The following is a 21,507-nucleotide window of genomic DNA, read 5'->3' on the forward strand; positions in this document are numbered from 1 at the left end:
GTCGAGGGCCTTTGGCACCATGGTCCGCCTTCTCTCCGACCCGGTGCCTTCCGCATGATGGGGACATGGGCCGGACCGCCACCAACCCCGCACAGACGGGTCGATCCGGCAGGAGAGGATATATGACGCGAACTCGTTCGGCGCTGGCGCCGACCACTCGATATTGGCAGCGCGGCGCAGCGATCGGCGCTTTGACGAGCGCCGTCGTCGCCGGGCCGGGCGTTATGGCGCAGACCCAGAGCGAGGCGGCACTGGCGGCGCGGCTCAACCAACTGGAAGCGGCGGTGACGGCGTTGAAAAGCGAGTTGCAGGCCGCGCGGACCGACCAGCAGGCGTCGGCGCAGATTGCCCAAAAGGCCGATGATCGTGTCGCCGCATTGGAAAGCAAGTCAGCGGAGGGCTTCCAGATCGGTGGCACGACTTTCAGGATCGGTGGATTCGTCAAGATGGTGGGCAGCGCCACCCGTTATGACGACGGCGCGGTGCCGGGCGGCGCGCTGGGCAAGGAATTCTACCTGCCGCAGCAGATTCCGGTGGGCGGCCGGAGCAGCCGCGACATGATCGGTCATGCGCGGCAGAGCCGCTTGTTCTTCGAGACGGATACGGTGGTGGGCGCAAAGGCGCTCAAGAGTCATATCGAGTTCGACTTCGGACTGGCCACGGCGCCGGTCGGGGCGCAAAGGGCGACCAATCCCTATACGCCGACGCTGCGCCGCGCCTTCTTCACCTATGGCAACTGGTTGCTGGGGCAGGAATGGACGACGTTCCAGAATCCGGTGCTGCTGCCCGAAACCACCGACTATGTCGGGCCGATGGAGGGTACGGTCTTCGTGCGCCAGTTGATCGCGCAATATCGCCAGCCTCTGGGCGATAATCTGTCGCTCTATCTGGCGGCGGAAAATCCGCAGACCGAAACGGTGACGTCGGTGGCTGCGGCGCTGGTCGACCATGACAATGACCGGATGCCCGATCTGGTGGCGAAGCTGGCCTATAAGAGCAAGGCGCTGGAATGGCATGTCGCCGGGCTGATTCGTATGCTGTCGGTGACCGGCGAGGGGCAGGGCGGCGCGCAGGATGACAGGGCGATGGGCTGGGGCGTCAGCGGCGGGGCGCGGATCGATTTCGGACCGCAGGGGCGGCATGATCTGCGCGTTCTGGCGACCTATGGCCGGGGAATCGGCCGCTATCTGGGACTGGGTGCGGTGGCCGACGCGGTCCATGATCCGGGACAGGCCGGCAGGCTGGCGCTGGTCAAGAATCTGTCGGGCTATGCCGCGGTGAAACTGGGCTGGAGCGACGGTCTGCGCTCCACCTTCATGGCGGGCTACCATCGCGCTATCTATCCGTCCGATTTTGCGGTGCCAGGGTTGGCGGACCGGACGGCTTACAGCCTTGCCGGCAACCTGTTCTGGTCGCCGGTCAAGCATCTCGACCTCGGCATCGAATATCGCCATGCTCAGCGGAACGTCGTCAGCGGCCTCAAGGGCCAGATGGACCGGCTTGAGGTGGCGGCCAAATATACATTCTGACTTAGGTTTACGCGATTTCACCTGACGGGAAATCGCTTTTGAAAGGAGAGGGGCTTATGGCGACGACCTGTGACGACGGTCAGCCGAAACATCATGCGGCGAGCCAGAACGAGAAACTCGTCATCGCGGCGTCCTCATTGGGGACGGTGTTCGAATGGTATGATTTCTATCTCTACGGGCTGCTGGCCACGTATATCAGCGCCCAGTTCTTCTCCGGCGTGAACGAGACGACCGGCTTCATTTTTGCGCTGGCGGCGTTCGCGGCGGGCTTTGCGGTGCGGCCGTTCGGCGCTTTGGTGTTCGGGCGGGTCGGCGATATGGTCGGGCGCAAGAACACCTTTCTCGTCACCATGGGGATCATGGGCCTGTCGACCTTCGCGGTCGGCCTGCTCCCTAGCTATGCCAGCATCGGCGTGGCGGCCCCCATCATCCTGCTCATCATGCGGCTGGCGCAGGGGCTGGCGCTGGGCGGGGAATATGGCGGGGCGGCGACCTATGTCGCGGAACATGCGCCGGAGGGGAAGCGCGGGCTTTATACAAGCTGGATCCAGACGACCGCGACCTTCGGCCTGTTCGCGGCGTTGCTGGTGGTGATCGGTTTCCGCTTTGCGCTAGGCGAGGAAGCATTCGCCGCGTGGGGCTGGCGCCTGCCGTTCCTGATTTCGATCCTGCTGCTGGGCGTGTCTATGTGGATACGCTTGCAGCTCAACGAAAGCCCGGTCTTCCAGAAGATGAAGGAGGAGGGCACGACGTCCAAGGCACCGCTGACCGAAGCGTTCGGGCAATGGGGCAATCTGCGCTGGGTCATCATCGCGCTGCTGGGCGCGGTCATGGGGCAGGCGGTGGTCTGGTATGCCGGGCAATTCTATGCGCTGTTCTTCCTGGAAAAGACGCTGCGGGTGGATGGGGCAACGGCCAATATCCTGATCGCCATCGCGCTGGCGCTCGCGACGCCCTTCTTCGTGTTCTTTGGCTGGCTGTCGGACAAGATCGGGCGCAAGCCGATCATCCTGGGCGGGTGCGCGCTGGCGGCGATCACCTATTTCCCGCTGTTCGGGGCGCTGACGAGCGCGGCCAACCCCGCCCTGGCGACGGCGCAGGCGTCCGCGCCGGTGACGATCCTGGTCGACCAGGCGCAATGTTCGTTCCAGTTCGATCCGGTGGGCAAGAACAAGTTCGACGGATCGAGCTGCGACATCGCCAAGGCCTATATGGCCAAGACCGGCATCAGCTACGACAATGTCGAAGCGCCCATGGGCACCCCGGCGGTCGTCAAGGTCGGCAGCGCCAGCTTGGCCGTGCCCGATCCCAAGGCGCTGGCGGGCGCAGAGAAGGCGGCGGCGATCGCCGCTTTTCAGGGCCAGTTGAAGGCGGGGCTGGCGCAGGCGGGTTATCCTACCAAGGCGGACAGCGCGCAGATCAACAAGGTCGCGGTCGTGGCGATCCTGTGGGCGCTCGCGATGCTGGTGACGATGGTCTATGGCCCGATCGCGGCGATGCTGGTGGAGCTGTTCCCCAGCCGCATCCGCTACACGTCGATGTCGTTGCCCTATCATATCGGCAATGGCTGGTTCGGCGGCTTCCTGCCCACCACCGCCTTCGCCATGGTCGCCGCGACCGGGGATATCTATTACGGACTCTGGTATCCCGTCGTCATCGCGGCGGCGACGGTGGTCATCGGGCTGTTGTTCCTGCCGGAAACCTTCCGCCGGAATATTGACGACTGAGACGGCGAGTTGGACAATTGAAATGAAAATAGCGGCGCCCACAAGTGCCGCTCTTTTCATTATATATCAATTACCTATAATTCTTCCGGCCAATAGAGGCGCATCGGATTGTCGACCAGCAATTTGCGCTGAAGTTCGACGGTCGGCGCGATGCGCGGGATCATGTCGACCAGATGGCCGTCGTCCGGGATAGCGTCCTGCATATTGGGGTGCGGCCAGTCGGTGCCCCACAGGACGCGGTCCTGATAGTCGGCGACCAGCGGTGCGACCGCGTCGGCGAAGGCGTTCCAGGGATCGCCAGCAGGATCGAGCCGGTCGGGGCAGGTGGCCTTGAACCAGATGTCGTCGCGGCTTTGCAGGAAGGCGCGGAAGGCCTGCATGTCGGCGCCGTCCGGCCCCTGGGTCACATCGGGGCGGCCCATATGGTCGATGACGAGGGGGACGGGGATGGCGTCCATGAAGGGGCGTAGTTCTTCGAGGATGTCGGCTTCGAAATAGATGACCACGTGCCAGCCCGCAGGCAGGCGCTTGGCGACGTCGAGGAACTTGTCCTTGGGTGCGTCGTCGACCAGGCGCTTGAGGAAATTGAAGCGGATGCCGCGGATGCCGCCATCATGGAGGACGGCGAGATCGGCATCGGAAATGGCCGGATCGACCACGGCGACGCCGCGCGCCTTTCCGTTCGCCTTTGCGATGGCGTCCAGGGTCGCGCTATTGTCGGTGCCGTGGCAGCTCGCCTGGACGATGACATTGCGGGCGAAGCCCAGATGGTCGCGCAATGCGAACAACATGTCCGGGCCGGCATCTTCGGGCAGATATTTCGCCTTCGCGCTGAAGGGGAAGTCCGCCATCGGGCCGAAGACATGGCAATGGGCGTCGATCGCGCCGGCGGGGGGCGTATAGAGCGGCTTGGAGGGCGCGCCATGCCATGAGGTGATGCGGGTCATTGGTTCCAACTCCGTTCGCCCAGAACATACCGAAGGGCTTGTCTTATAAAAAAAGTGCCGCCCTTCGACAGGCTCAGGGCGAACGGCACTAGTGCGTTCAGGAAAAGACGATGCCGTCCATGAGTTTGCGGGCGGTGCGCAGCATGGCGGCGCTGGTGACGGTGCCGCTATCGTCCAGTTCCATGACGCAGGTCGTTTCGCCGGTCGGATGTTCGACCGAGAGCGTCTTGCGATTGCCGTCGGGAATGGAAGCGACCTCGGCTGCGGGCGATCCTTCGACCAGGCAGGCGGTAGCGACGCTGACCGCGCCAAGCACGCCGATGGAGGCATGGGCGCGATGCGGGATGAAGCTGCGCACCGTGACTGCGCCGCCGTTGCGGGGCGGGGCGACCAGCATCATCTTGGGCACCGACTTGTCGGTTACGTCGCCCAGGTTCATGCGCTCGCCGACGGCAAGGCGGATTTTTTCGATCCGGGCTTTCAGCGCCGTATCATTGTCCAGCGTGTCACGGTCTTCGTAGCCGGTGATGCCGACATCTTCCGCTTTCATGACGACGCAGGGCATCCCGTTGTCGATCAGGGTGACGCGCACGCCCTCCACTTCGTCGAAGGCGTTGCCGGTGGGAAGAAGGGCGCCGCAGGAGGAGCCGGCGGTGTCGCGAAACTCCAGCGGGACGGGGGCGGCGCTGCCGGGGACGCCGTCTATCTTCGCATCGCCGTCATAGCGGACTTTGCCGCCGGGGGTTTGCACCGTGCCGATGGCGATCTGGCCGGTATTTTCCATGAAGATGGCGACGCGGGTTTCGCCCTGTTGCGCAGCGACGAGGCCCCGTTCGATCGCGAAGGGGCCGATGCCGGCGAGAATGTTGCCGCAATTCTGCGCGTCGCTGACCACCGCCTTGTCGACGAAGACCTGGAGGAAGAGATAATCGACATCGACGCCGTCGCGCTGTGACTTTTTCACGACCGCGACCTTGCTGGTCAGCGGATCGGCGCCGCCCATGCCGTCGATCTGGCGCGGGTCGGGCGAGCCCATGACGCGCAACAGGAAGGCGTCGCGGGCGGCGGTGTCGGCGGGCAGGTCCTGGGCGAGGAAATAGCCGCCCTTGGAGGTGCCGCCGCGCATCCATAGGACGGGGGCAGAGGGGAGGGCGCTCATTTACCACCCCCGTTCGGGCTGAGCGAAGTCGAAGCCGTCACCTGAGCGGAGCGAAGAGCTTCACTGCGTTCAGCCGAGCCCTTCGACAGGCTCAGGGCGAACGGGTTTGCATGCACTCTCTCGTCACACATATTTCAGGCCCATTTCTTCCAGACGCGGGCGCATATTGTAGATGTCCAGACCGAGTTCGCCGGCGGCCAGGCGGACGCGCTTGGCTTCTTCGGCGGCTTCGCGGGCCTGCGCCTTTTCGAGGACCGCAGCGGCGTCGGCGCGTGGTACGATGCACACGCCGTCATCGTCGGCGATCACCACGTCGCCCGGATTGACCAGCGCATTGGCGCAGATGACGGGTACGTTGACCGATCCGATCGTGTTCTTGACCGTGCCTTGGGCATGGACCGCCTTCGACCAGACCGGGAAGTTCATCTGGGTGAGGTCGCGCACATCGCGCACGCCCGCGTCGATGATAAGGCCACGGCAGCCGCGCGCCTGCGCCGAAGTGGCGAGCAGGTCGCCGAAATAACCGTCGGTGCAGGGGCTGGTGGGAGCAAGGAGGAGGACGTCGCCTTCCTTCAACTGCTCGATCGCGACATGGACCATCCAATTGTCGCCGGGCGCGGCGGAGATGGTGACGGCGTTGCCGGCGATGCGCGCGCCGGTGTAGATCGGGCGCATGTACGAGGCGAGCAGGCCGGTGCGGCCCTGCGCTTCATGGACGGTGGCGACGCCGCATTTGGCGAGGCCGTCGACGACGCTAAGGTCCGCCCGTTCGATATTCTGGACGACGATGCCGGACATGCTGACCTTCTCCTTATCATGGCGGCGCACGGACCAAGCTGATGGTTGGGCGGCGCGGGACAGGATGGTGGCTGGACCCGTTCGGGGAAAAGGGCAAAAAGGAAATCTGGCCAAGCCATTAGTTTTCACTAAATATGGCAATGTGGACTGGACCGACATCAACCTTCGTCACCTGCGCGCAACCGTGGAAATCGCGGAGCGCGGAACCATGAATGCGGCCGCCGCGGCGGTAAACCTGACCCAGCCGGCGATAACCCAGGCGCTGGCCCGATTCGAAGCCATGCTGGACGTGCCCTTGTTCGACCGGCGCCATGACGGGATGACGGTGACCGATGCGGGCGCGCTGCTGGTGCCGCGTTTCCACGCGGCGCTGGACCATATCGCCAGCCCGCATGTGACGATGGCGCGGTTCCGCGCGCTGATCGCGCTGGCGGATGCGGGCAGTTACCCTGCGGCGAGTGCCGCGACCGGCCTGTCGATTCCGTCGCTGCATCGGGCGGTCAACGATCTGGGGCTGTCGCTGCGGCGGCCTTTGGTGCGGCGGCGGGGCAAGGTGGTGATGCTGACCGATGCCGGTGTGCGGATGGCACGCGCCTTTCGCCTGGCGCGGGTGGAGTTGATGGCGGCGCTGGCCGAACTGGCGGCGCTCAAGGGGCATGAGACGCGCAGCATCGCCATCGGCGCGATGCCGCTGTCGCGCGCGCGGGTGCTGCCCGCCGCCGTGTCGCGCTTTCTGCGGCGGCGGCCGGGGGTGCGCATCACCATATTGGAAGGATCGCGCGCCGAACTGATCGAGCCGTTGCGCAACGGCGCGATCGACATGATGGTGGGGGCGTTGCGCCTGCCGCTGCTGGAGGCGGATTTCGAGCAGGCGGCGCTGTTCGAAGACCGGCCGGTGGTGATCGCGCGGGCGGGGCATCCGCTGGCCGGGACACAGCCCGCCATGAGCGATCTGGCGCGCTATCCCTGGATCATCGCCGCGCCGGGCGCGCCGCTGCGCGAAAGCTGGGAGGCGTTATTCAGCGAACATGGCATCGCTTTGCCGGTCGTGCCGATCGAATCGGGATCGGTCATGACCATCCGGCAATTGCTGATCGACAATGATTTCCTGACCCTGTTGTCACCCGATCAGGTGACGGTGGAACTGGAGGCGGGATGGCTGTGCCGGATCGATACGCCGGTATCGCCTGCCAGTCGATCTATCGGCGTGACAACGCGGGCCTCCTGGCGCCCGACCACGGTGCAGAACGAATTCATGGCCGATCTGGACGCTGTGTCGCAGGGCTGACGGAGTAGAGAATATGCGCGGTCCGGTACACCGCCAGCGCCGGCATTATCGACGCCGGTTGCGACGCAAAACCACCGCGATCGGCTGATTTTCGATCTGCGTCAAATTGCTGGCGCTGCGTGATCGGCGAGAGGAGCGGTCCGCTCCATACTGTCATATTCAGCGTCAGCTTATGGCTGCGCGACTGTTCCGATTTGTCGTCCCGCGCATCGACGGGCAGATTCCCCGCCATGACGACCGATATTCTCCTGATCGGATTTGGCGAGGCGGGCAGCACATTCGCTGCGGCTGGCGCGTGGGGAGCGCGCGCGTTGGCGCATGACCGCGATCCGGCACGGGCCAGCGTGATGGCGCAGATGGACGTCGCCTGTCGCGATCGGCTGGACGACGCGGTGCGGGGCGCGCCGATGATCCTGTCGCTGGTGACGGCGGATCAGGCGCTGGCCGTGGCGCGCGACGCCGCGGCGCTGATCGCGCCGGGGACGCTCTTTTGCGATATGAACAGCGTTGCGCCGCAGACCAAGCAGGCCGCTGCCGCATTGGTCGAGGCGGCGGGGGGCCATTATGTCGATGTGGCGGTGATGGCGCCGGTCGATCCCGCGCGGCTCAACGTACCGCTGCTGTTGAGCGGTGCGCGAGCCGGGGATGCCGAGGCGCGGTTGCACGCGCTGGGCTTCGCGAAGACGCGCGTCGTGGGCGCGGACGTGGGGCGGGCCTCCTCGATCAAGATGATCCGCTCGGTGATGGTCAAGGGGATCGAAGCGCTGACCGCCGAATGCGTGCTGGCGGCGGAAGCGGCCGATGTGCTGGACGAGGTGCTGGCGTCGCTGGATGCGAGCGAGAAGGCGAAGCCTTGGGACGTGCGGGCGGATTATAATCTCGACCGGATGCTGGTGCATGGCACGCGGCGCGCGGCGGAGATGGAGGAAGTGGTCAAGACGCTGGATGGCCTTGGCACGGGCGCTGCGATGACGCGCGGCACGGTGGCGCGGCAGGCGGCGATCGGCGCACTGGGCGTGAAGGCGCCGCCGGAAGGATTAGACGCGAAGATCGGGGTGATTTCTTCCTCGGTCGTGCCAGCAGGGCGCGAGGCCGCGGAATAGGATGTCGTGCTCCCGCGCAGGCGGGAGCCTAGTCCCGCCGTCCGAACTAGGTTCCCGCTTGCGCGGGAGCACGGACATAAGGTGGCGGGTTGGATAGGATAGCTGGAGACAAGAGCGGATGAGCCTGATTATCGATTGCCACGGTCATTATACCGTCCTGCCCAAGGGGCATGACGCCTGGCGCGAAGAGCAGAAGGCCGCGTTCAAGGCCGGGACGCCGTGCCCGCCCTATCCCGAGATCAGCGACGCGGAGATTCGCGAGACGATCGAGGCGAACCAGTTGCGCCTGATCAAGGAGCGTGGCGCGGACCTGACGATCTTTTCGCCCCGCGCATCGGCGATGGCGCCGCATGTCGGGGATGAAGCGGTCGCGAAGGAATGGGCGATCCGCTGCAACGACCTGATCGCGCGCGTCGTCGGCCTGTTCCCCGAAACCTTCGTCGGCGTGTGCATGCTGCCCCAGTCGCCCAAGGCGGACATGAGCAATTCGATCGCGGAGTTGGAGCGCTGCGTCACCGAACTGGGCTTCATCGGCTGCAACCTCAATCCCGATCCGGGCGGCGGGCATTTCACCCATCCGCCGCTGACCGACAGATATTGGTATCCCTTCTACGAGAAGATGGTCGAGCTGGACGTGCCGGCGATGATCCATGTGTCGGGCAGCTGCAACCCGGCGATGCATGCGACCGGCGGCTATTATATCGCCGCCGACACCATCGCCTTCATGCAGCTCCTCGAAGGCGATCTGTTCAAGGATTTCCCGACGCTGCGCTTCATCATCCCGCATGGCGGCGGCGCGGTGCCCTATCATTGGGGGCGCTATCGCGGTCTGGCCGACATGCTCAAGAAGCCCGACCTGTCGACGCATCTGATGAACAATATCTTCTTCGACACCTGCGTTTATCACCAGCCGGGCGTGGACCTGCTGGCCGACGTGATCGAGAACAAGAACATATTGTTTGGGTCGGAAATGGTCGGCGCGGTGCGTGGTATCGACCCGACCACCGGCTTCTATTTCGACGACACCAAACGCTATGTCGACGCGTTGGAGATTAGTGACGAGGAACGCGCCGCGATCTTCGCGGGCAATGCCCGTCGCGTCTTCCCGCGCCTCGACGCCCAATTGAAGGAGAGGGGACTATGATAACAGAAGATCCCAAGCATCAGGATATCCACGAATATCTGGCCGAGATGGAAGATATTCCCGGCACCCGCGTGTTCACGGCGAAGCGCGCGCGGCAGGGCTATCATCTGAACCAGTTCGCGATGAGCCTGATGAAGGACGAGAATCGCGCGAAGTTCAAGGCGGACGAGCGCGCTTATCTGGACGAATGGCCGCTGACCGAGGCGCAGAAGCTGGGCGTGCTGGCGCGCGATTATAACAAGTGCCTGGACCTGGGCGGCAACGTCTATTTCCTGTCCAAGCTGTTTTCGACTGACGGGATTCCGTTCGCCGAAGCGGTCAGCACCATGACCGACATGAAATTCCCGGAATATCGCGAAATGATGATGCGGGGCGGCCGATCGCCCGAGGGCGTACGGTCGATCAAGGCCAATGAAGCGGCGGCTGCCGCCAAGAAAGAGGATCGCTGAGATGGCGCGGATTACTGCTGGCGTGGCGTCGAGCCATGTGCCGTTGCTGGGCGTGGCGTCCGACTTCAACAAGGATCGCGACGATTATTTCGGGCCGATCTTCGCCGGCTACGACTGGACCCGCGAATGGGAGAAGGCCGAAAAGCCCGATGTCGTCATCCTGGTGTATAACGATCATGCCTCCGCCTTCGACATGAAGATCATCCCGACCTTCGCGATCGGCTGTGGCGAACGCTACAAGTCGGCGGACGAGGGCTGGGGGCCGCGCGCGGTGCCGGACGTGGAGGGGCATCCAGACCTCGCCTGGCACATGGCGCAGAGCCTGATCCTGGACGAGTTCGACATGACCATCATCAACGAGATGGACGTCGATCATGGCCTGACCGTGCCGCTTTCCATGATGTTCGGCAAGCCCGACGCCTGGCCGTGCAAGGTCGTGCCGCTGGCGGTCAATGTCGTCACCTATCCGCCGCCATCGGGCAATCGCTGCTGGGCGCTGGGCGAGGCGGTGCGCAAGGCGGTCGAGAGTTTCCCCGAAGACCTCAACGTCCAGATCTGGGGCACGGGCGGCATGAGCCACCAGTTGCAGGGGCCGCGCGCGGGGCTGATTAACAAGGAATGGGACAATCGCTTCCTGGACGGGCTGGTCGGCGACAGTGACCATCTGCGCCGCATCCCGCATATCGAATATCTGCGCGAAACCGGCAGCGAAGGCATCGAAATGGTGATGTGGCTGGTGATGCGCGGGGCGCTGGGGAAGAATACCCGCGCGCTGCATCGCCATTATCATGTGCCCTGCTCCAACACTGCGATCGGCCATATGGTGCTGCGCCCCGACAATGGCGAAGGGCTGGACATGACCGGCAGCGACGTGACGGCGATCGCGGCGGAATAGCTAAGTTAAGCCCTTCCCGTTGCGGGGAGAGGGCAGGGTAGGGCGATTGCGTCAACGATCGCTTCTGCCTTCGAAAATCGGGCGCGGCTCGCTTCGCTCGCACCCACCCTCGAACAGAGTCACGTGCCTCTGTTCAACCCGTCCCTTAATAGGGAGGGGCTTATTATGGAGTAGTTCCCATGCGTATTGCCCTGGCCGGTGCCGGCGCCTTTGGCGAAAAGCATCTCGACGGCCTCAAGAATATCGACGGCGTGACTGTCACCTCGATCATCGGTCGCGAGCTGGAAGCGACGAAGAAGGTCGCGGAAAAATATGGCATCGGCCATGTGACGACCGACCTCAATGAGACGCTGGCGCGCGACGATGTCGACGCGGTGATCCTGTGTACGCCGACCCAGATGCACGCCGCGCAGGCGATCGCCTGCATGGACGCGGGCAAGCATGTGGAGGTGGAGATTCCGCTGGCCGATAGCTGGGCCGATGCGCAGGCGGTACTCAAGAAGCAGGAGGAAACCGGCCTCGTCTGCATGGTCGGCCACACGCGACGCTTCAATCCGTCGCACCAGTTCGTCCACAACCGGATCAAGGCGGGCGAATTCAATGTCCAGCAGATGGATGTGCAGACCTATTTCTTCCGTCGCAAGAATATCAATGCGAAGGGTGAGCCGCGGTCCTGGACCGACCATCTGCTGTGGCATCATGCCGCGCATACGGTCGACCTGTTCGCCTATCAGGCGGGCAAGATCGTGTCGGCGCACGCCTTGCAGGGGCCGATCCACCCGGACCTGGGCATCGCCATGGATATGTCGATCCAGTTGAAGAGCGAGACGGGCGCGATCTGTACCCTGTCGCTGTCGTTCAACAATGACGGGCCGCTCGGCACCTTCTTCCGCTATATCGGCGACACCGACACCTATATTGCGCGCTACGACGATCTGGTGAACGGCAAGGAAGAGGCGATCGACGTCAGCCAGGTTGCGGTGTCGATGAACGGCATCGAATTGCAGGACCGCGAATTCATCAGCGCCATCCGCGAAGGCCGCGATCCCAATTCGAGCGTCGCCAAGGTGTTCGACTGCTATCGCGTGTTGGGCGAGCTGGAAACGCAGCTCGCGGGTTAATGCGGAATCCCTTCGGGGTCGCAAGAAAGGGCGCGGCGGGGCAACCCGCTGCGCCTTTTTTGTGTCACGCCGTCAGCAGCGGATGCGCCATGCGCAGGTCGTCGAGCAGGCTTTCGATCAGCGCGATGTCCTGGAAGCTGCCGGTCGGCGTCGCGTTCCAGTTGCAATGGGGATGGGTAGCGGGACTGTAGAGCCGCAGCGGACCGATCGCCTTGCGCCAGTGATGCTTGCTCTTGCCATGGTCGCGCAGCAGCCGGGCCACCAGCAGGTCGATGAGCTTGTCCGCTGTCATGGCTGCGCATGTAGGGCCGCGGCCGGCCGCGTCAACCTGTCCGCGCAGCGCGATAGGCGCGGGGCGGCTGGCCGATATGGCGGGCGAAGAAGCGCGAGAAATAGGCCGGGTCTTCAAAACCGATGGCGTAGGCGATTTCGGCCACCGACAACTGGGAGTAGAGAAGCAGGCGGCGCGCCTCCAGCAGGGCGCGATCGTCGAGCATCTGCGCAGGAGAACTGCCCGCAACCCGCGCGCAGGCCTGCCGCAGCGCGGTGAGGCTGGCGCCGAGTGCTTTGGCATGATCCGATACGGGTTCGCGCTGGCGGAAGCGCTGCTCGATCCGTTCGCGCAGGCGCGCGACCAGCGCGGCCTGGCGCGCGGTGCCGGCTTGGGTCGTTTGCGCCAGTGTCGCGTGGCGTAGCGCGAATACCATCAGCGACAGCAGCGCGGATTCGACGGCGGCGCGCTGGCCGGGACCGGACCAGCCCAGTTCCTGCGCCATGCGGGTGATGCTATCCTGCGCGACGCCGCCGTCGCCGGTCGATAGGGGGACGGCATGGGGACGGGCGAAGAGCGGGGCGAGATCGGCATCGCGGGCGATCAGGTGGCGCAGATAGGAATCGGCGATGGTGGTGACATGGCCGCGCGATTCGCTGTGCCAGGTGAAGCCATGGACGATGCCGGCCGGGATCAGCAGCAGGCAGGGTGCGTCGAAGCTGACCTGCGCCGCTTCGGCCTGCATCGCGCCACCGCCCTGCGCGATCAGGATGATATGGTTGAGGTCGCGATGGACATGCGGGCGGATCGTCCATTCGCTGGGGCGGGATCGATCGTCCAGGCTTTCGACATGGACGAAGCCCTCCGCCACGCTGCGCTGTGGTTCGCCGTAAAGATAGAAGCTGGGGACGGGGGCGGTCGTCATGATGGATCGTCCATCTATGCGCCCGGCCCCACCTGTCCGCAAGCCGTCAGGCCGGGCGCGGGCGCAGCATCGCCAGCAGCGCCGCCCCGACCAGCGAGCCGAGCGCCATGACGAGGGCGACGGCGGGCAAGCCGAAGTCGAGCGTGAACAGGAAGCCCGCCAGGATCGGTCCGAGCGCCGCGCCGCCCCGGCCGACGCCGATGACGATGCCGGTCCCCCCGGCGCGCACGGCGGTGGGGAAGGACTGGGCGACCAGCGCATAGAGGCCGACCACCGCGCCATTGGTGAAGAAGCCGGCGCAGGCGGCGACCAGGCTGAGACCGGCGAGCGTCGTCTGTCCCTGGCCAAAGACCGTCACCAGACATGTGGAGGCGACCATCGCCACCATGACCAGCCCGCGGACCGGCAGCCGCCAGCTAAGCGCGCCGAGCAGCAGCGAGCCGGCAAGACCACCGACATTGGCCCAGACCAGCACGCCCCCCGCCGCCGATGGCGCAAAGCCCATGTCCACGACGATCTTGGGCACCCATTTCAGGATGAAGTAGAAGGTCATGATGTGACAGAAATAGGCGAGCGTCAGGAGAATGGTGGTGCGCGCCAGGCCGGGGGCGAACAGAGACGCGAAGGCCGGCCTGGTCGCGGTCGGATCGGGCGCGGGGAGGGCGGCGGCCGGGGCGTGGCCCATGCGGCCGAGCAGGCGGTTGATCCGCGCCAGCGCGTCTTGGGGCCGCTTCTGCAACAGGAAGCCGATCGATTCGGGCAGCAGCCAGAGCGAGACGGGCAGGAAGACCGCCGTAACGATGCCGCCGAACAGGAAGATGTCGCGCCAGTCGCCCGCGATCAGCAGGTGCGAGGCGACCGATCCGCCCAGGATCGCGCCGACCGGATAGCCCGCCGCCATGATCGCGACGGCCAGGCTGCGGGAGCGGGCGTTGGACAGTTCGGCGACCATGGCGTTGGTGCAGGCGAGCATCCCGCCGATGCCGAGACCGGTCAGAAGGCGGATGAACGAGAGCGACACCACATCCCACGCCTGGGTTGCGCCTGCCATGCCTGCGGCCATGACGACGAGGCAGCCCAATATGGTGGGGCGGCGACCGATGCGGTCGGCGACATTGCCGAGCAGAACCGATCCGACCGCCATGCCGATCAGTTCCATCGACAGGACGAGGCCCAGCGCGGCGCGATCGATCCCCCATTCCCTGGCGATGCCGGGCGAGGCGAAGCTGATCGCCAGCACATCGAACCCGTCAAGTGCGTTCAGCAGGATGCACAGGATGATCGCCGCGATCTGGAGCCGGCCCATGGGGGCTTCGTCCAGCCTGTGCCTGATGTCGGTCATGGGCGATCCTGTCCTGTCGTTTTTGCGTTGGTGTCAGCCGACCGCGAAAATGTCCAGCGCGACATGATCCTTGTAGCGGGCGGCGGTGCAGAGGAAGGCGGTGCGGCCGAGCCAGGCATGGGGGCCATTGCTCGCGACTTCGAAGCGCGGGGTGGTGCGAAAATAATAGAGGGCAGGGTCCACCACCTCGCCCGCCGCGATGCGGGCCAGCACCGGCGCGGGGCCGTGGCGATAGCCGGGATTGATGACCGAGATGATCGCGCCGTCGTCGGCCTGCAATGAATAGCGCGCCAGGATGTCGGCGGTGCCGTCCGCCCGGATCGATTGCCAGTCCGCGCCGCCGGGCAGCACCTTTCCGGTAAGGCGCGGCCCGTCCACGCTGCCGCCGGTGATGGGGATGACCCGCTTGCGCACGCCATCGACCATGCCCAGTTCCTGCGGCGCGCCGATGAGGACGCGCAGGCGCATGGCGAGGCTGAGCGGCGGGGTCGCGAGCGGGCCGGGTTCAGCCGCGGCAAGCGGGGTGGCGGCGCCGGCGAGGCCCAGGCCGGGCATGGCCTTGAGCAAGCCGCGGCGGTCCATGTCCCTTGTCATCCTCTTCTCCTGTTTCGTCGTGCGTGCCTGCCAAGGGGCTTGCCTGTTCGGATTGTGGCTGGTCCGGACGGGGATGTGGGAAGATGAGTGTCAGATCGGAAAGTGGCCGGGCTGGGTTTCCATCGTGATCCAGCGCAGGTCGGTGAAGCTGTCGATACCGGCGCGGCCGCCGAACTTGCCATAGCCCGACGCCTTGGTGCCGCCGAAGGGCATCTGCGCCTCGTCATGCACGGTGGGGCCGTTGATGTGGCAGATGCCGGACTGAATCTGGCGTGCGACCCTGAGTCCGCGTGCAGTGTCGCGGGTGAAGACCGAAGCGGACAGGCCATAGTCGGTGTCATTGGCCAGCGCGATGGCATGGGGCTCGTCACGGGCATGGATGATGCCGACGACGGGGCCGAAGCTTTCGTCACGGAACAATTTCATGTCCGGGGTGACGCCGTCGATGACATGGGCGGGCATCAGGACACCACCGCCCCCGTTCAGAACGTCGCCACCGTTGAGCTGCGTCGCGCCGGCCGCGAGCGCATCGTCGATGAGCGCGCGGACATGGGCGACGGTCTTCCTGTCGACCACCGCGCCGAGCGGGGTCTTCCCCTCGCGCGGGTCGCCGACCGCCATGGTGGCGACCTTGGCCCGGAATTTTTCCGCGAAGGCGTCGGCGATGGCATCGACCACGATGATCCGCTCGGTCGACATGCAAATCTGGCCCTGATTCATGAAGGCGCCGAAGGCCGCGGCCTTGACCGCCTCGTCGAGGTCGGCGTCTTCCAGCACGATCAGCGGCGCTTTACCGCCCAGTTCGAGCAGGACGGGCTTGAGATGTTCCGCACAGCGCCGGGCGATGACCTTGCCCACGGCGGTCGAGCCGGTGAAATTGACGCGGCGTACGGCCGGATGATCGATCATCGCGCCCACCACGTCGCCGGCATCCTGCGGCGCGTTGGTGATAAGGTTGACGATGCCGCCGCCAAGGCCGGCCTCCACCAAGGCCGCGACGATGAGACCGTGGGTGCGCGGACAATGTTCGGACGCCTTGAGGACGACCGTATTGCCGCAGGCCAGCGGTACGGCGATGGCGCGGGTGGCGAGGATGATCGGGGCGTTCCATGGCGCCATCGACAGCACGACGCCAGCAGGCTCGCGGATCGCCATGGCGAGACAGCCGGGCTTGTCGGACGGGATGACCTCGCCGCCGATCTGGGTGGTGAGGGCGGCCGCTTCGCGCACCATCGAACTGGACAGCATCAGGTTGAAGCGCGCCCAGCCTTCGGTCGCGCCGATTTCTGCCATCATCGCATCGACGAAGTCGGCGGCTTTGGCGTCCAGTGCATCGGCGGCCTTCATCAACGCTGCGCGGCGGGCGTTGGGGCCAAGGGCGGACCAGGCGGGAAAGGCGGATTGCGCGGCATCGACCGCCGCGATCGCATCGTCGAGGCTGGCGGCGGCAGCGATGGTGGCGACTTCACCCGTTACGGGATTGACGCGCTCGAAGGTCGCGGCAGCCGCGCGCTGCTCCCCGCCGATGACCAGGGCGATTTCCGATACAGGCATATCCGACTCCTTATTATCGTTATGATAGATAGCGATGCAGATAGCTATCAGCAATAGCATTCATGGCATTCACCCGATTGGTATGAACTTGGGCAGGCGGGCTGCGTTACCCTCTCGCCCTTGGCTTGCAGCGGTCCATGTGGGACAAGCGGCGGCAGGGTCGCACAACAGGAAGCAAGACAGAAAGATGACGCCTTGGTCGATCGACAGGATGATGCGGACCGCCCGTAGCGCGCTGGGGGCTTTGGCGTACGCCATGCTGGCGCCTGCCTCACTGGGCGCCGCGGAACCCGCGCCGTTCGAATTGCCCGGTCCGGCGCTCGATATATTGGTGATGCGCGGCGACCAGAGCCTGCCGATCGCGCAGGTGCCCAGCCTGTCCGAAGGCGACCGGCTGTCGATCGAGGCGGACCTGCCCGCCGACCAGGGCGCGCGCTTCATCCTGGTGTCCGCCTTCCTGCGGGGCGCGACCAATCCGCCGCCCAGGGATTGGGTCCGGTTCGCCGAGACATGGAAGAAGAAGGACAAGGACAAGGCGCTGGTGCTGACCGTGCCCAAGGGCGCGCGGCAGATGGTGCTGTTTCTGGTACCCGACACCGGCGGGGCCGAGGGTGTGCTGTCCGACGTGGTCCGCGGCAAGCCGGGCGAATTCGTGCGCGCGACGCAGGATCTGAACCAGGCGTCGCTCGACCGGTCGCGGCTGGACGCCTTCATGGCGGCGATCAAGGCGCAGGAAAACAGCCATCCCGAATATCTGCGCAGCGTCGCCCCCACGCTGGCGCGCAGCCTGGCGATGAAGCTCAACGAGGATTGCCTGTCCAAGGTGGTGGAGATGCAGGCCGCCTGCCTGCTCGACAATCGCGAGGCGCTGGTGCTCGCCGACGTCCATAGCAGTTCGATCGCCGAAACGCTGACCGGGGCGCCCACCGACCTCGCGCTGCAACTGGCCGCGACGCGCGAGGCGGGCTATGGTTTCTACAGCCCCTATATCGGCGTGGTCCGCGACATCGCGAAGATATTCGGCGCGTTCAGCAGCCCGCAATTCGACTATCTGCCGACCCTGAGCGTGCGTGAGCCGGAGGGCATGGCGCTGCTGCTGAACGCCGCGCCATCCTTCCAGAAGCCCAAGTCGGTCATGGTCGTGGCCATGCCCGCGATCGAGGCGGACAGCCCGCCGCGCCTGCGCCGCAGCGGCGATGCGCCGGTCTGTGCAGCGCGCGCGGGTACGGTGCTGCCGGTCGAGGGCGCGCCGCTGATCTTCTCTACTTCCTATGCGCGCGAGGTGAAGCTAGCGCTGAAGACGGCATCTGGCGAGACGATCGAATTGCCGCTGGAGGCGCGCGCCGACCGGGGCGGCTATGTGCTGACCGGCGGCGACTTGCCCCCGGCCTTCAAGGGAACGGTGGAAGGCCATCTTTACGGTCGCTGGGGCTTCGACCGGTTCGAAGGGCCGGACTTTACGTTGCAGATGCCCGATGCGGGCGGATGGGCGGTCGAGGGCGATACCGCCGCTCTGGTCGTCGGGCGCGACAATGGGCTGGTGCTGAAAGGCGGCGCGCCCGCCTGCGTCGAGAGCGTCATGATGCGGCAGGGAGACGGCGCGCTCCGGCCGGTGGAATGGAAGGTGCAGGGGCGCGACGCGCTGGCGCTGACGGTGCCGCTCGCCGATCGCAAGCCGGGCGCGATGCGCATCGAGGTCAAATATCAGGGCGTCGCCCAGCCTGCCGCGATTGCGTTGCGCAGCTATGCGCAGGCGAGCCGGCTGGACGGGTTGCTGCTTCATGCCGGGGACAAGGCGGCCTTGCTGTCCGGGCAACGGCTGGACCAGGTGGACAGCGTAGACGTGAACGGGCTGCTGCTGCGGCCGGACGGGCTTGTGCGCGACGGTGAAGTGGACCGGCTGCGGCTGGTGGCGCAGGGCGATGGGGTAGCGGCCGATGCCGGCAGCGAGGCAATGGCGCGGGTCAAGCTGCGCGACGGGCGGAGCGTGAACCTTGCCCTGACGGTGGCGGCGGCGCGGCCGCAAATAGGGCTGCTCAGCAAGGACATCAGCCTTGGCGCGCCGCCCGCGAACGGCAAGGCGCTGGCGCTGGGCGGCGACAATCTGCTGCCGGACAATGGCCAGCTCGTCTTTTCGGTGCGGGCGGGCGAGGGCACGAAGCTGAGCGCCAGCGACGCGATCGAGGTCGCGCCGGTCGCGGATGGCGCGCCGATCCGGCTGACCGCCGCCAATGGCTTGCGGCTGGAAAGCGCCAAGGTGATGGTCGCCACGCTGAATCCCAGGGCGATGGCGCCGTCCCTGTTCGGGCCTCTGCGCTTTCGCCTGTTGCGCGGTGGCGAGGCGAGCGACTGGCAACCGCTGGTGACGCTGGCGCGACTGCCGCAGATCGAGGCGGTGGCGTGCGAGGCGAAGGCGGACGGCTGTACGATCACAGGGCGCGACCTGTTCCTGATCGATGCGGTGGGCGCGACGCCGATGCTCGACCAGGCGGCGCAGGTGGCGCATGGCTATACCGGCTCGGCGCTCAAGGCGCCCACGCCGCGGGACGGCAAACTCTATCTGCGGCTGCGCGATGCGCCCGACAGCGTAGTGACGCTGCCCGCAGCCTGATCGGCGGCGGATAGTCCATTCATCCTGGGGGGGACCGACCATGGCATGACATGGTGCGGGCGAAAATCTCCTCTTCATCTGCACAGGGTCGGTTGAATCGTCCAAATAAGCTGCTGCCCCGGCCATGGGCGTGCGCGCCGCGGCGGGGCATCATGCCTCCCAATTCCGAAGGACATGGAGAGGATCATCATGAAGACGCAGGTCGCTATCGTGGGCGCCGGGCCGGCCGGGCTGATGCTGGGGCATCTGCTGCGCGCCGAGGGAATCGACGCCGTGATCGTCGAGCGCGCGTCGCCCGACTATGTGCTGGGCCGCATCCGCGCCGGCGTGCTGGAGCGCACCACCACCGACCTGATGGATCAACTGGGCCTTGGCGCGCGGATGCATGCCGAAGGCCTGCCGCATGACGGCTTTCACCTGGCCGATGGCGAGCGGCTGATCCGCATCGACATCGGGGCGCTGACCGGCAAGCAGGTGATGGTCTATGGCCAGACCGAAATAACGCGCGACCTGATGGAGGCCGCGCCCGAACGCGGGCTGGAGGTCATCTATGACGCCGCCGACGTGGCGCTCCACGATGTCGATGGCGACGCGCCCTATCTCACTTATAGCAAGGACGGCGCGACCCATCGGATCGATGCGCAATTTCTGTGCGGCTGCGATGGCTTTCATGGCCCCTCGCGCAAGGCGATCCCGGCGTCGGTCGCAGCCGTCTATGAGAAAGTCTATCCCTTCGGCTGGCTCGGCATCCTGGCGGACGTGCCGCCGTGCAACCATGAACTGATCTACGCCAATCATGAACGCGGCTTCGCGCTCGCATCGATGCGGTCCGAAACGCGCAGCCGCTATTATGTGCAGGTGGCGCTGGAGGAGAAAGTCGAGGACTGGTCCGATGACCGGCTATGGGACGAGCTGGCGATCCGGCTGGGGCCGGAAGCGGCGGCGCATATCACCCGTGGCCCGGCGCTGGAAAAGTCGATCGCGCCGCTCCGCTCCTTCGTGTTCGAACCGATGCGCCATGGCCGACTGATGCTGGCGGGCGACAGCGCGCATATCGTGCCGCCTACGGGAGCGAAGGGACTCAACCTGGCCATGTCCGACGTGCATTACCTGTCGCAGTCGCTGATCGCCTATCTGAAACGTCATGACAGCGACGCGGTGGCCGGCTATTCGGACAAGGCGCTGGCCCGCGTCTGGAAATCCGAACGCTTCTCATGGCAATTGACGAAGCTGATGCACCGCTTCCCCGATAGCGATGCGTTCGATCGCCGGATGCAGGTCGCCGACCTCGACTATATCGCCTCCTCGGTCGCGGCGCAGACGACGATCGCGGAAAATTATGTAGGATTGCCTCTATAGTATGACTGCTCTTCCCACCCGCTCCATCGGTCCTTTCAAGGTTTCGGCCATCGGCCTGGGTTGCATGAACCTGTCCCACGCCTATCTGCCGCGTCCCGATGCGGCGGAGGCTGAGCGGTTGCTGCGCCATGCGCTGGATGTCGGCGTGACCTTCTTCGACACTGCGGCTCTTTATGGTTTCGGCGCGAACGAGGAATTGCTGGGCCGGACGCTGATGGACCGGCGAGGGGAATTCACCCTGGCCAGCAAATGCGTGCTGGGGGAAATTGACGGCAAGCGCGGGCTGGACGGATCGCCCGGGGCGATCGCGCAGGTGCTGGAGGATTCGCTACGGCGGCTGCGGGTCGATCATATCGATCTCTATTATCTCCATCGGCTCGACCCGAAGGTCCCGATCGAGGAGTCGGTCGGCGCACTGGTCCGCGCCAAGGAGGCGGGCAAGATCGGCGCGATCGGCCTGTCCGAAATGTCGGCCGCGACGCTGCGTCGCGCCCACGCGGTGCATCCGATCGCGGCGATGCAGACCGAATATTCGCCCTGGACCCGCAATGCCGAAGTGGCGGTGCTGGAGGCCTGTGCGCAGCTGGGCACCGGTTTCGTCGCCTTCTCGCCGGTCGGGCGCGGGTTGCTGGCGGGCAATCCCAATGCGGCGAACCTGCCGCAGGGCGATATTCGGGCGTCCATGCCGCGC

General features: G+C 65.6%; 20 protein-coding genes (1 of these 20 only partly in view). 11 read left to right on the forward strand and 9 right to left on the reverse strand.

Features of this window, described 5'->3' with window-relative positions:
* The first annotated feature begins 122 nt into the window (after positions 1-122).
* Together SBA_RS22185 and SBA_RS22190 are read left to right on the forward strand one after the other, a co-directional pair.
* A complete protein-coding gene (locus tag SBA_RS22185; protein WP_261937053.1) occupies positions 123-1,529 on the forward strand; it encodes a DcaP family trimeric outer membrane transporter in 1,407 nt (468 codons plus the stop codon).
* A 56-nt stretch (positions 1,530-1,585) separates the two neighbouring features.
* Entirely contained in the window at positions 1,586-3,256 is a 1,671-nt protein-coding gene (locus SBA_RS22190; protein ID WP_261937054.1) for an MFS transporter, read from the forward strand.
* A 74-nt stretch (positions 3,257-3,330) separates the two neighbouring features.
* Here SBA_RS22190 and SBA_RS22195 read toward each other — a convergent pair whose 3' ends face one another.
* From SBA_RS22195 to ligK, 3 genes are all read right to left on the reverse strand, one after another.
* Positions 3,331-4,203 carry an amidohydrolase family protein gene (locus SBA_RS22195; protein ID WP_261937055.1) on the reverse strand — a complete coding sequence of 291 codons (873 nt, stop codon included), beginning with the start codon at positions 4,201-4,203 and terminating at the stop codon, positions 3,331-3,333.
* A gap of 97 nt (positions 4,204-4,300) precedes the next feature.
* Positions 4,301-5,362, reverse strand: coding sequence for a 4-oxalomesaconate tautomerase (locus SBA_RS22200; protein WP_224551226.1), 1,062 nt, complete (start codon positions 5,360-5,362; stop codon positions 4,301-4,303).
* 123 nt (positions 5,363-5,485) lie between these two features.
* A complete protein-coding gene (gene ligK, locus SBA_RS22205) occupies positions 5,486-6,160 on the reverse strand; it encodes a 4-carboxy-4-hydroxy-2-oxoadipate aldolase/oxaloacetate decarboxylase (RefSeq protein WP_224551227.1) in 675 nt (224 codons plus the stop codon).
* Between the two features lie 142 nt (positions 6,161-6,302).
* Here ligK and SBA_RS22210 point away from each other — a divergent pair, with 142 nt between their 5' ends.
* Positions 6,303-7,448 (forward strand): LysR family transcriptional regulator, encoded by a 1,146-nt coding sequence (locus SBA_RS22210; RefSeq protein ID WP_390902478.1) that lies wholly within the window; start codon positions 6,303-6,305, stop codon positions 7,446-7,448.
* On the opposite strand, the gene SBA_RS22215 is transcribed toward SBA_RS22210, so the two are convergent.
* Positions 7,414-7,680 carry a hypothetical protein gene (locus SBA_RS22215; protein ID WP_261937057.1) on the reverse strand — a complete coding sequence of 89 codons (267 nt, stop codon included), beginning with the start codon at positions 7,678-7,680 and terminating at the stop codon, positions 7,414-7,416. The genes SBA_RS22210 and SBA_RS22215 overlap by 35 nt on opposite strands.
* Here SBA_RS22215 and SBA_RS22220 point away from each other — a divergent pair.
* From SBA_RS22220 to SBA_RS22240, 5 genes are all read left to right on the forward strand, one after another.
* Entirely contained in the window at positions 7,679-8,551 is an 873-nt protein-coding gene (locus tag SBA_RS22220) for an NAD(P)-dependent oxidoreductase (protein WP_261937058.1), read from the forward strand. The genes SBA_RS22215 and SBA_RS22220 overlap by 2 nt on opposite strands.
* Positions 8,552-8,669: 118 nt before the next feature.
* A complete protein-coding gene (locus SBA_RS22225; RefSeq protein ID WP_224551231.1) occupies positions 8,670-9,695 on the forward strand; it encodes an amidohydrolase family protein in 1,026 nt (341 codons plus the stop codon).
* Positions 9,692-10,144 carry a protocatechuate 4,5-dioxygenase subunit alpha gene (gene ligA / locus SBA_RS22230; RefSeq protein WP_224551232.1) on the forward strand — a complete coding sequence of 151 codons (453 nt, stop codon included), beginning with the start codon at positions 9,692-9,694 and terminating at the stop codon, positions 10,142-10,144. Before SBA_RS22225 ends, ligA begins: the two co-directional genes overlap by 4 nt.
* Before the next feature lies 1 nt (position 10,145).
* Positions 10,146-11,039, forward strand: coding sequence for a class III extradiol dioxygenase subunit beta (locus SBA_RS22235; protein WP_224551233.1), 894 nt, complete (start codon positions 10,146-10,148; stop codon positions 11,037-11,039).
* 179 nt (positions 11,040-11,218) lie between these two features.
* Positions 11,219-12,160, forward strand: a complete 942-nt coding sequence (locus SBA_RS22240; RefSeq protein WP_261937059.1) for a Gfo/Idh/MocA family oxidoreductase — start codon at positions 11,219-11,221, stop codon at positions 12,158-12,160.
* Positions 12,161-12,224: 64 nt separating this feature from the next.
* Here SBA_RS22240 and SBA_RS22245 read toward each other — a convergent pair whose 3' ends face one another.
* From SBA_RS22245 to SBA_RS22265, 5 genes are all read right to left on the reverse strand, one after another.
* Positions 12,225-12,452: a hypothetical protein gene (locus tag SBA_RS22245; protein WP_224551235.1), complete on the reverse strand. Its 228-nt coding sequence runs from the start codon at positions 12,450-12,452 to the stop codon at positions 12,225-12,227.
* Positions 12,453-12,483: 31 nt separating this feature from the next.
* Positions 12,484-13,356, reverse strand: a complete 873-nt coding sequence (locus tag SBA_RS22250; protein ID WP_261937060.1) for a helix-turn-helix domain-containing protein — start codon at positions 13,354-13,356, stop codon at positions 12,484-12,486.
* Positions 13,357-13,402: 46 nt separating this feature from the next.
* Positions 13,403-14,698 (reverse strand): MFS transporter, encoded by a 1,296-nt coding sequence (locus tag SBA_RS22255; protein WP_224551237.1) that lies wholly within the window; start codon positions 14,696-14,698, stop codon positions 13,403-13,405.
* 33 nt (positions 14,699-14,731) lie between these two features.
* On the reverse strand, positions 14,732-15,292 hold the full coding sequence (locus SBA_RS22260) for a DUF3237 domain-containing protein (protein WP_261937061.1): 561 nt from the start codon (positions 15,290-15,292) through the stop codon (positions 14,732-14,734).
* A gap of 90 nt (positions 15,293-15,382) precedes the next feature.
* Positions 15,383-16,846 (reverse strand): aldehyde dehydrogenase, encoded by a 1,464-nt coding sequence (locus SBA_RS22265; RefSeq protein WP_261937062.1) that lies wholly within the window; start codon positions 16,844-16,846, stop codon positions 15,383-15,385.
* 187 nt (positions 16,847-17,033) lie between these two features.
* On the opposite strand from SBA_RS22265, the gene SBA_RS22270 reads away from it, so the two are divergent.
* The 3 genes from SBA_RS22270 to SBA_RS22280 all read left to right on the forward strand — a co-directional run.
* The gene (locus SBA_RS22270; RefSeq protein WP_261937063.1) at positions 17,034-19,457 is read left to right on the forward strand and encodes a hypothetical protein; all 2,424 of its coding nucleotides are present in this window, start codon (positions 17,034-17,036) and stop codon (positions 19,455-19,457) included.
* A 189-nt stretch (positions 19,458-19,646) separates the two neighbouring features.
* The gene (gene pobA / locus SBA_RS22275; RefSeq protein WP_261937064.1) at positions 19,647-20,816 is read left to right on the forward strand and encodes a 4-hydroxybenzoate 3-monooxygenase; all 1,170 of its coding nucleotides are present in this window, start codon (positions 19,647-19,649) and stop codon (positions 20,814-20,816) included.
* A gap of 1 nt (position 20,817) precedes the next feature.
* Positions 20,818-21,507: the 5' portion of an aldo/keto reductase gene (locus tag SBA_RS22280; RefSeq protein ID WP_261937065.1), read on the forward strand. 321 nt of this gene lie beyond the right edge of the window; the window shows 690 of its 1,011 coding nt (coding positions 1-690); the start codon lies at positions 20,818-20,820; its stop codon lies beyond the right edge, outside the window.

Source organism: Sphingomonas bisphenolicum, assembly GCF_024349785.1.
GTDB classification, from domain to species: domain Bacteria; phylum Pseudomonadota; class Alphaproteobacteria; order Sphingomonadales; family Sphingomonadaceae; genus Sphingobium; species Sphingobium bisphenolicum.

Bases quoted from the DNA above. Each gene is read 5' to 3' on its own strand.
- SBA_RS22185 (WP_261937053.1), top strand. From the start codon at position 123: ATGACGCGAACTCGTTCGGCGCTGGCGCCGACCACTCGATATTGGCAG.
- SBA_RS22190 (WP_261937054.1), top strand. From the start codon at position 1,586: ATGGCGACGACCTGTGACGACGGTCAGCCGAAACATCATGCGGCGAGC.
- SBA_RS22195 (WP_261937055.1), bottom strand. From the start codon at position 4,203: ATGACCCGCATCACCTCATGGCATGGCGCGCCCTCCAAGCCGCTCTAT.
- SBA_RS22200 (WP_224551226.1), bottom strand. From the start codon at position 5,362: ATGAGCGCCCTCCCCTCTGCCCCCGTCCTATGGATGCGCGGCGGCACC.
- ligK (WP_224551227.1), bottom strand. From the start codon at position 6,160: ATGTCCGGCATCGTCGTCCAGAATATCGAACGGGCGGACCTTAGCGTC.
- SBA_RS22220 (WP_261937058.1), top strand. From the start codon at position 7,679: ATGACGACCGATATTCTCCTGATCGGATTTGGCGAGGCGGGCAGCACA.
- SBA_RS22215 (WP_261937057.1), bottom strand. From the start codon at position 7,680: ATGGCGGGGAATCTGCCCGTCGATGCGCGGGACGACAAATCGGAACAG.
- SBA_RS22225 (WP_224551231.1), top strand. From the start codon at position 8,670: ATGAGCCTGATTATCGATTGCCACGGTCATTATACCGTCCTGCCCAAG.
- ligA (WP_224551232.1), top strand. From the start codon at position 9,692: ATGATAACAGAAGATCCCAAGCATCAGGATATCCACGAATATCTGGCC.
- SBA_RS22235 (WP_224551233.1), top strand. From the start codon at position 10,146: ATGGCGCGGATTACTGCTGGCGTGGCGTCGAGCCATGTGCCGTTGCTG.
- SBA_RS22240 (WP_261937059.1), top strand. From the start codon at position 11,219: ATGCGTATTGCCCTGGCCGGTGCCGGCGCCTTTGGCGAAAAGCATCTC.
- SBA_RS22245 (WP_224551235.1), bottom strand. From the start codon at position 12,452: ATGACAGCGGACAAGCTCATCGACCTGCTGGTGGCCCGGCTGCTGCGC.
- SBA_RS22250 (WP_261937060.1), bottom strand. From the start codon at position 13,356: ATGACGACCGCCCCCGTCCCCAGCTTCTATCTTTACGGCGAACCACAG.
- SBA_RS22255 (WP_224551237.1), bottom strand. From the start codon at position 14,698: ATGACCGACATCAGGCACAGGCTGGACGAAGCCCCCATGGGCCGGCTC.
- SBA_RS22260 (WP_261937061.1), bottom strand. From the start codon at position 15,292: ATGACAAGGGACATGGACCGCCGCGGCTTGCTCAAGGCCATGCCCGGC.
- SBA_RS22265 (WP_261937062.1), bottom strand. From the start codon at position 16,846: ATGCCTGTATCGGAAATCGCCCTGGTCATCGGCGGGGAGCAGCGCGCG.
- SBA_RS22270 (WP_261937063.1), top strand. From the start codon at position 17,034: ATGACGCCTTGGTCGATCGACAGGATGATGCGGACCGCCCGTAGCGCG.
- pobA (WP_261937064.1), top strand. From the start codon at position 19,647: ATGAAGACGCAGGTCGCTATCGTGGGCGCCGGGCCGGCCGGGCTGATG.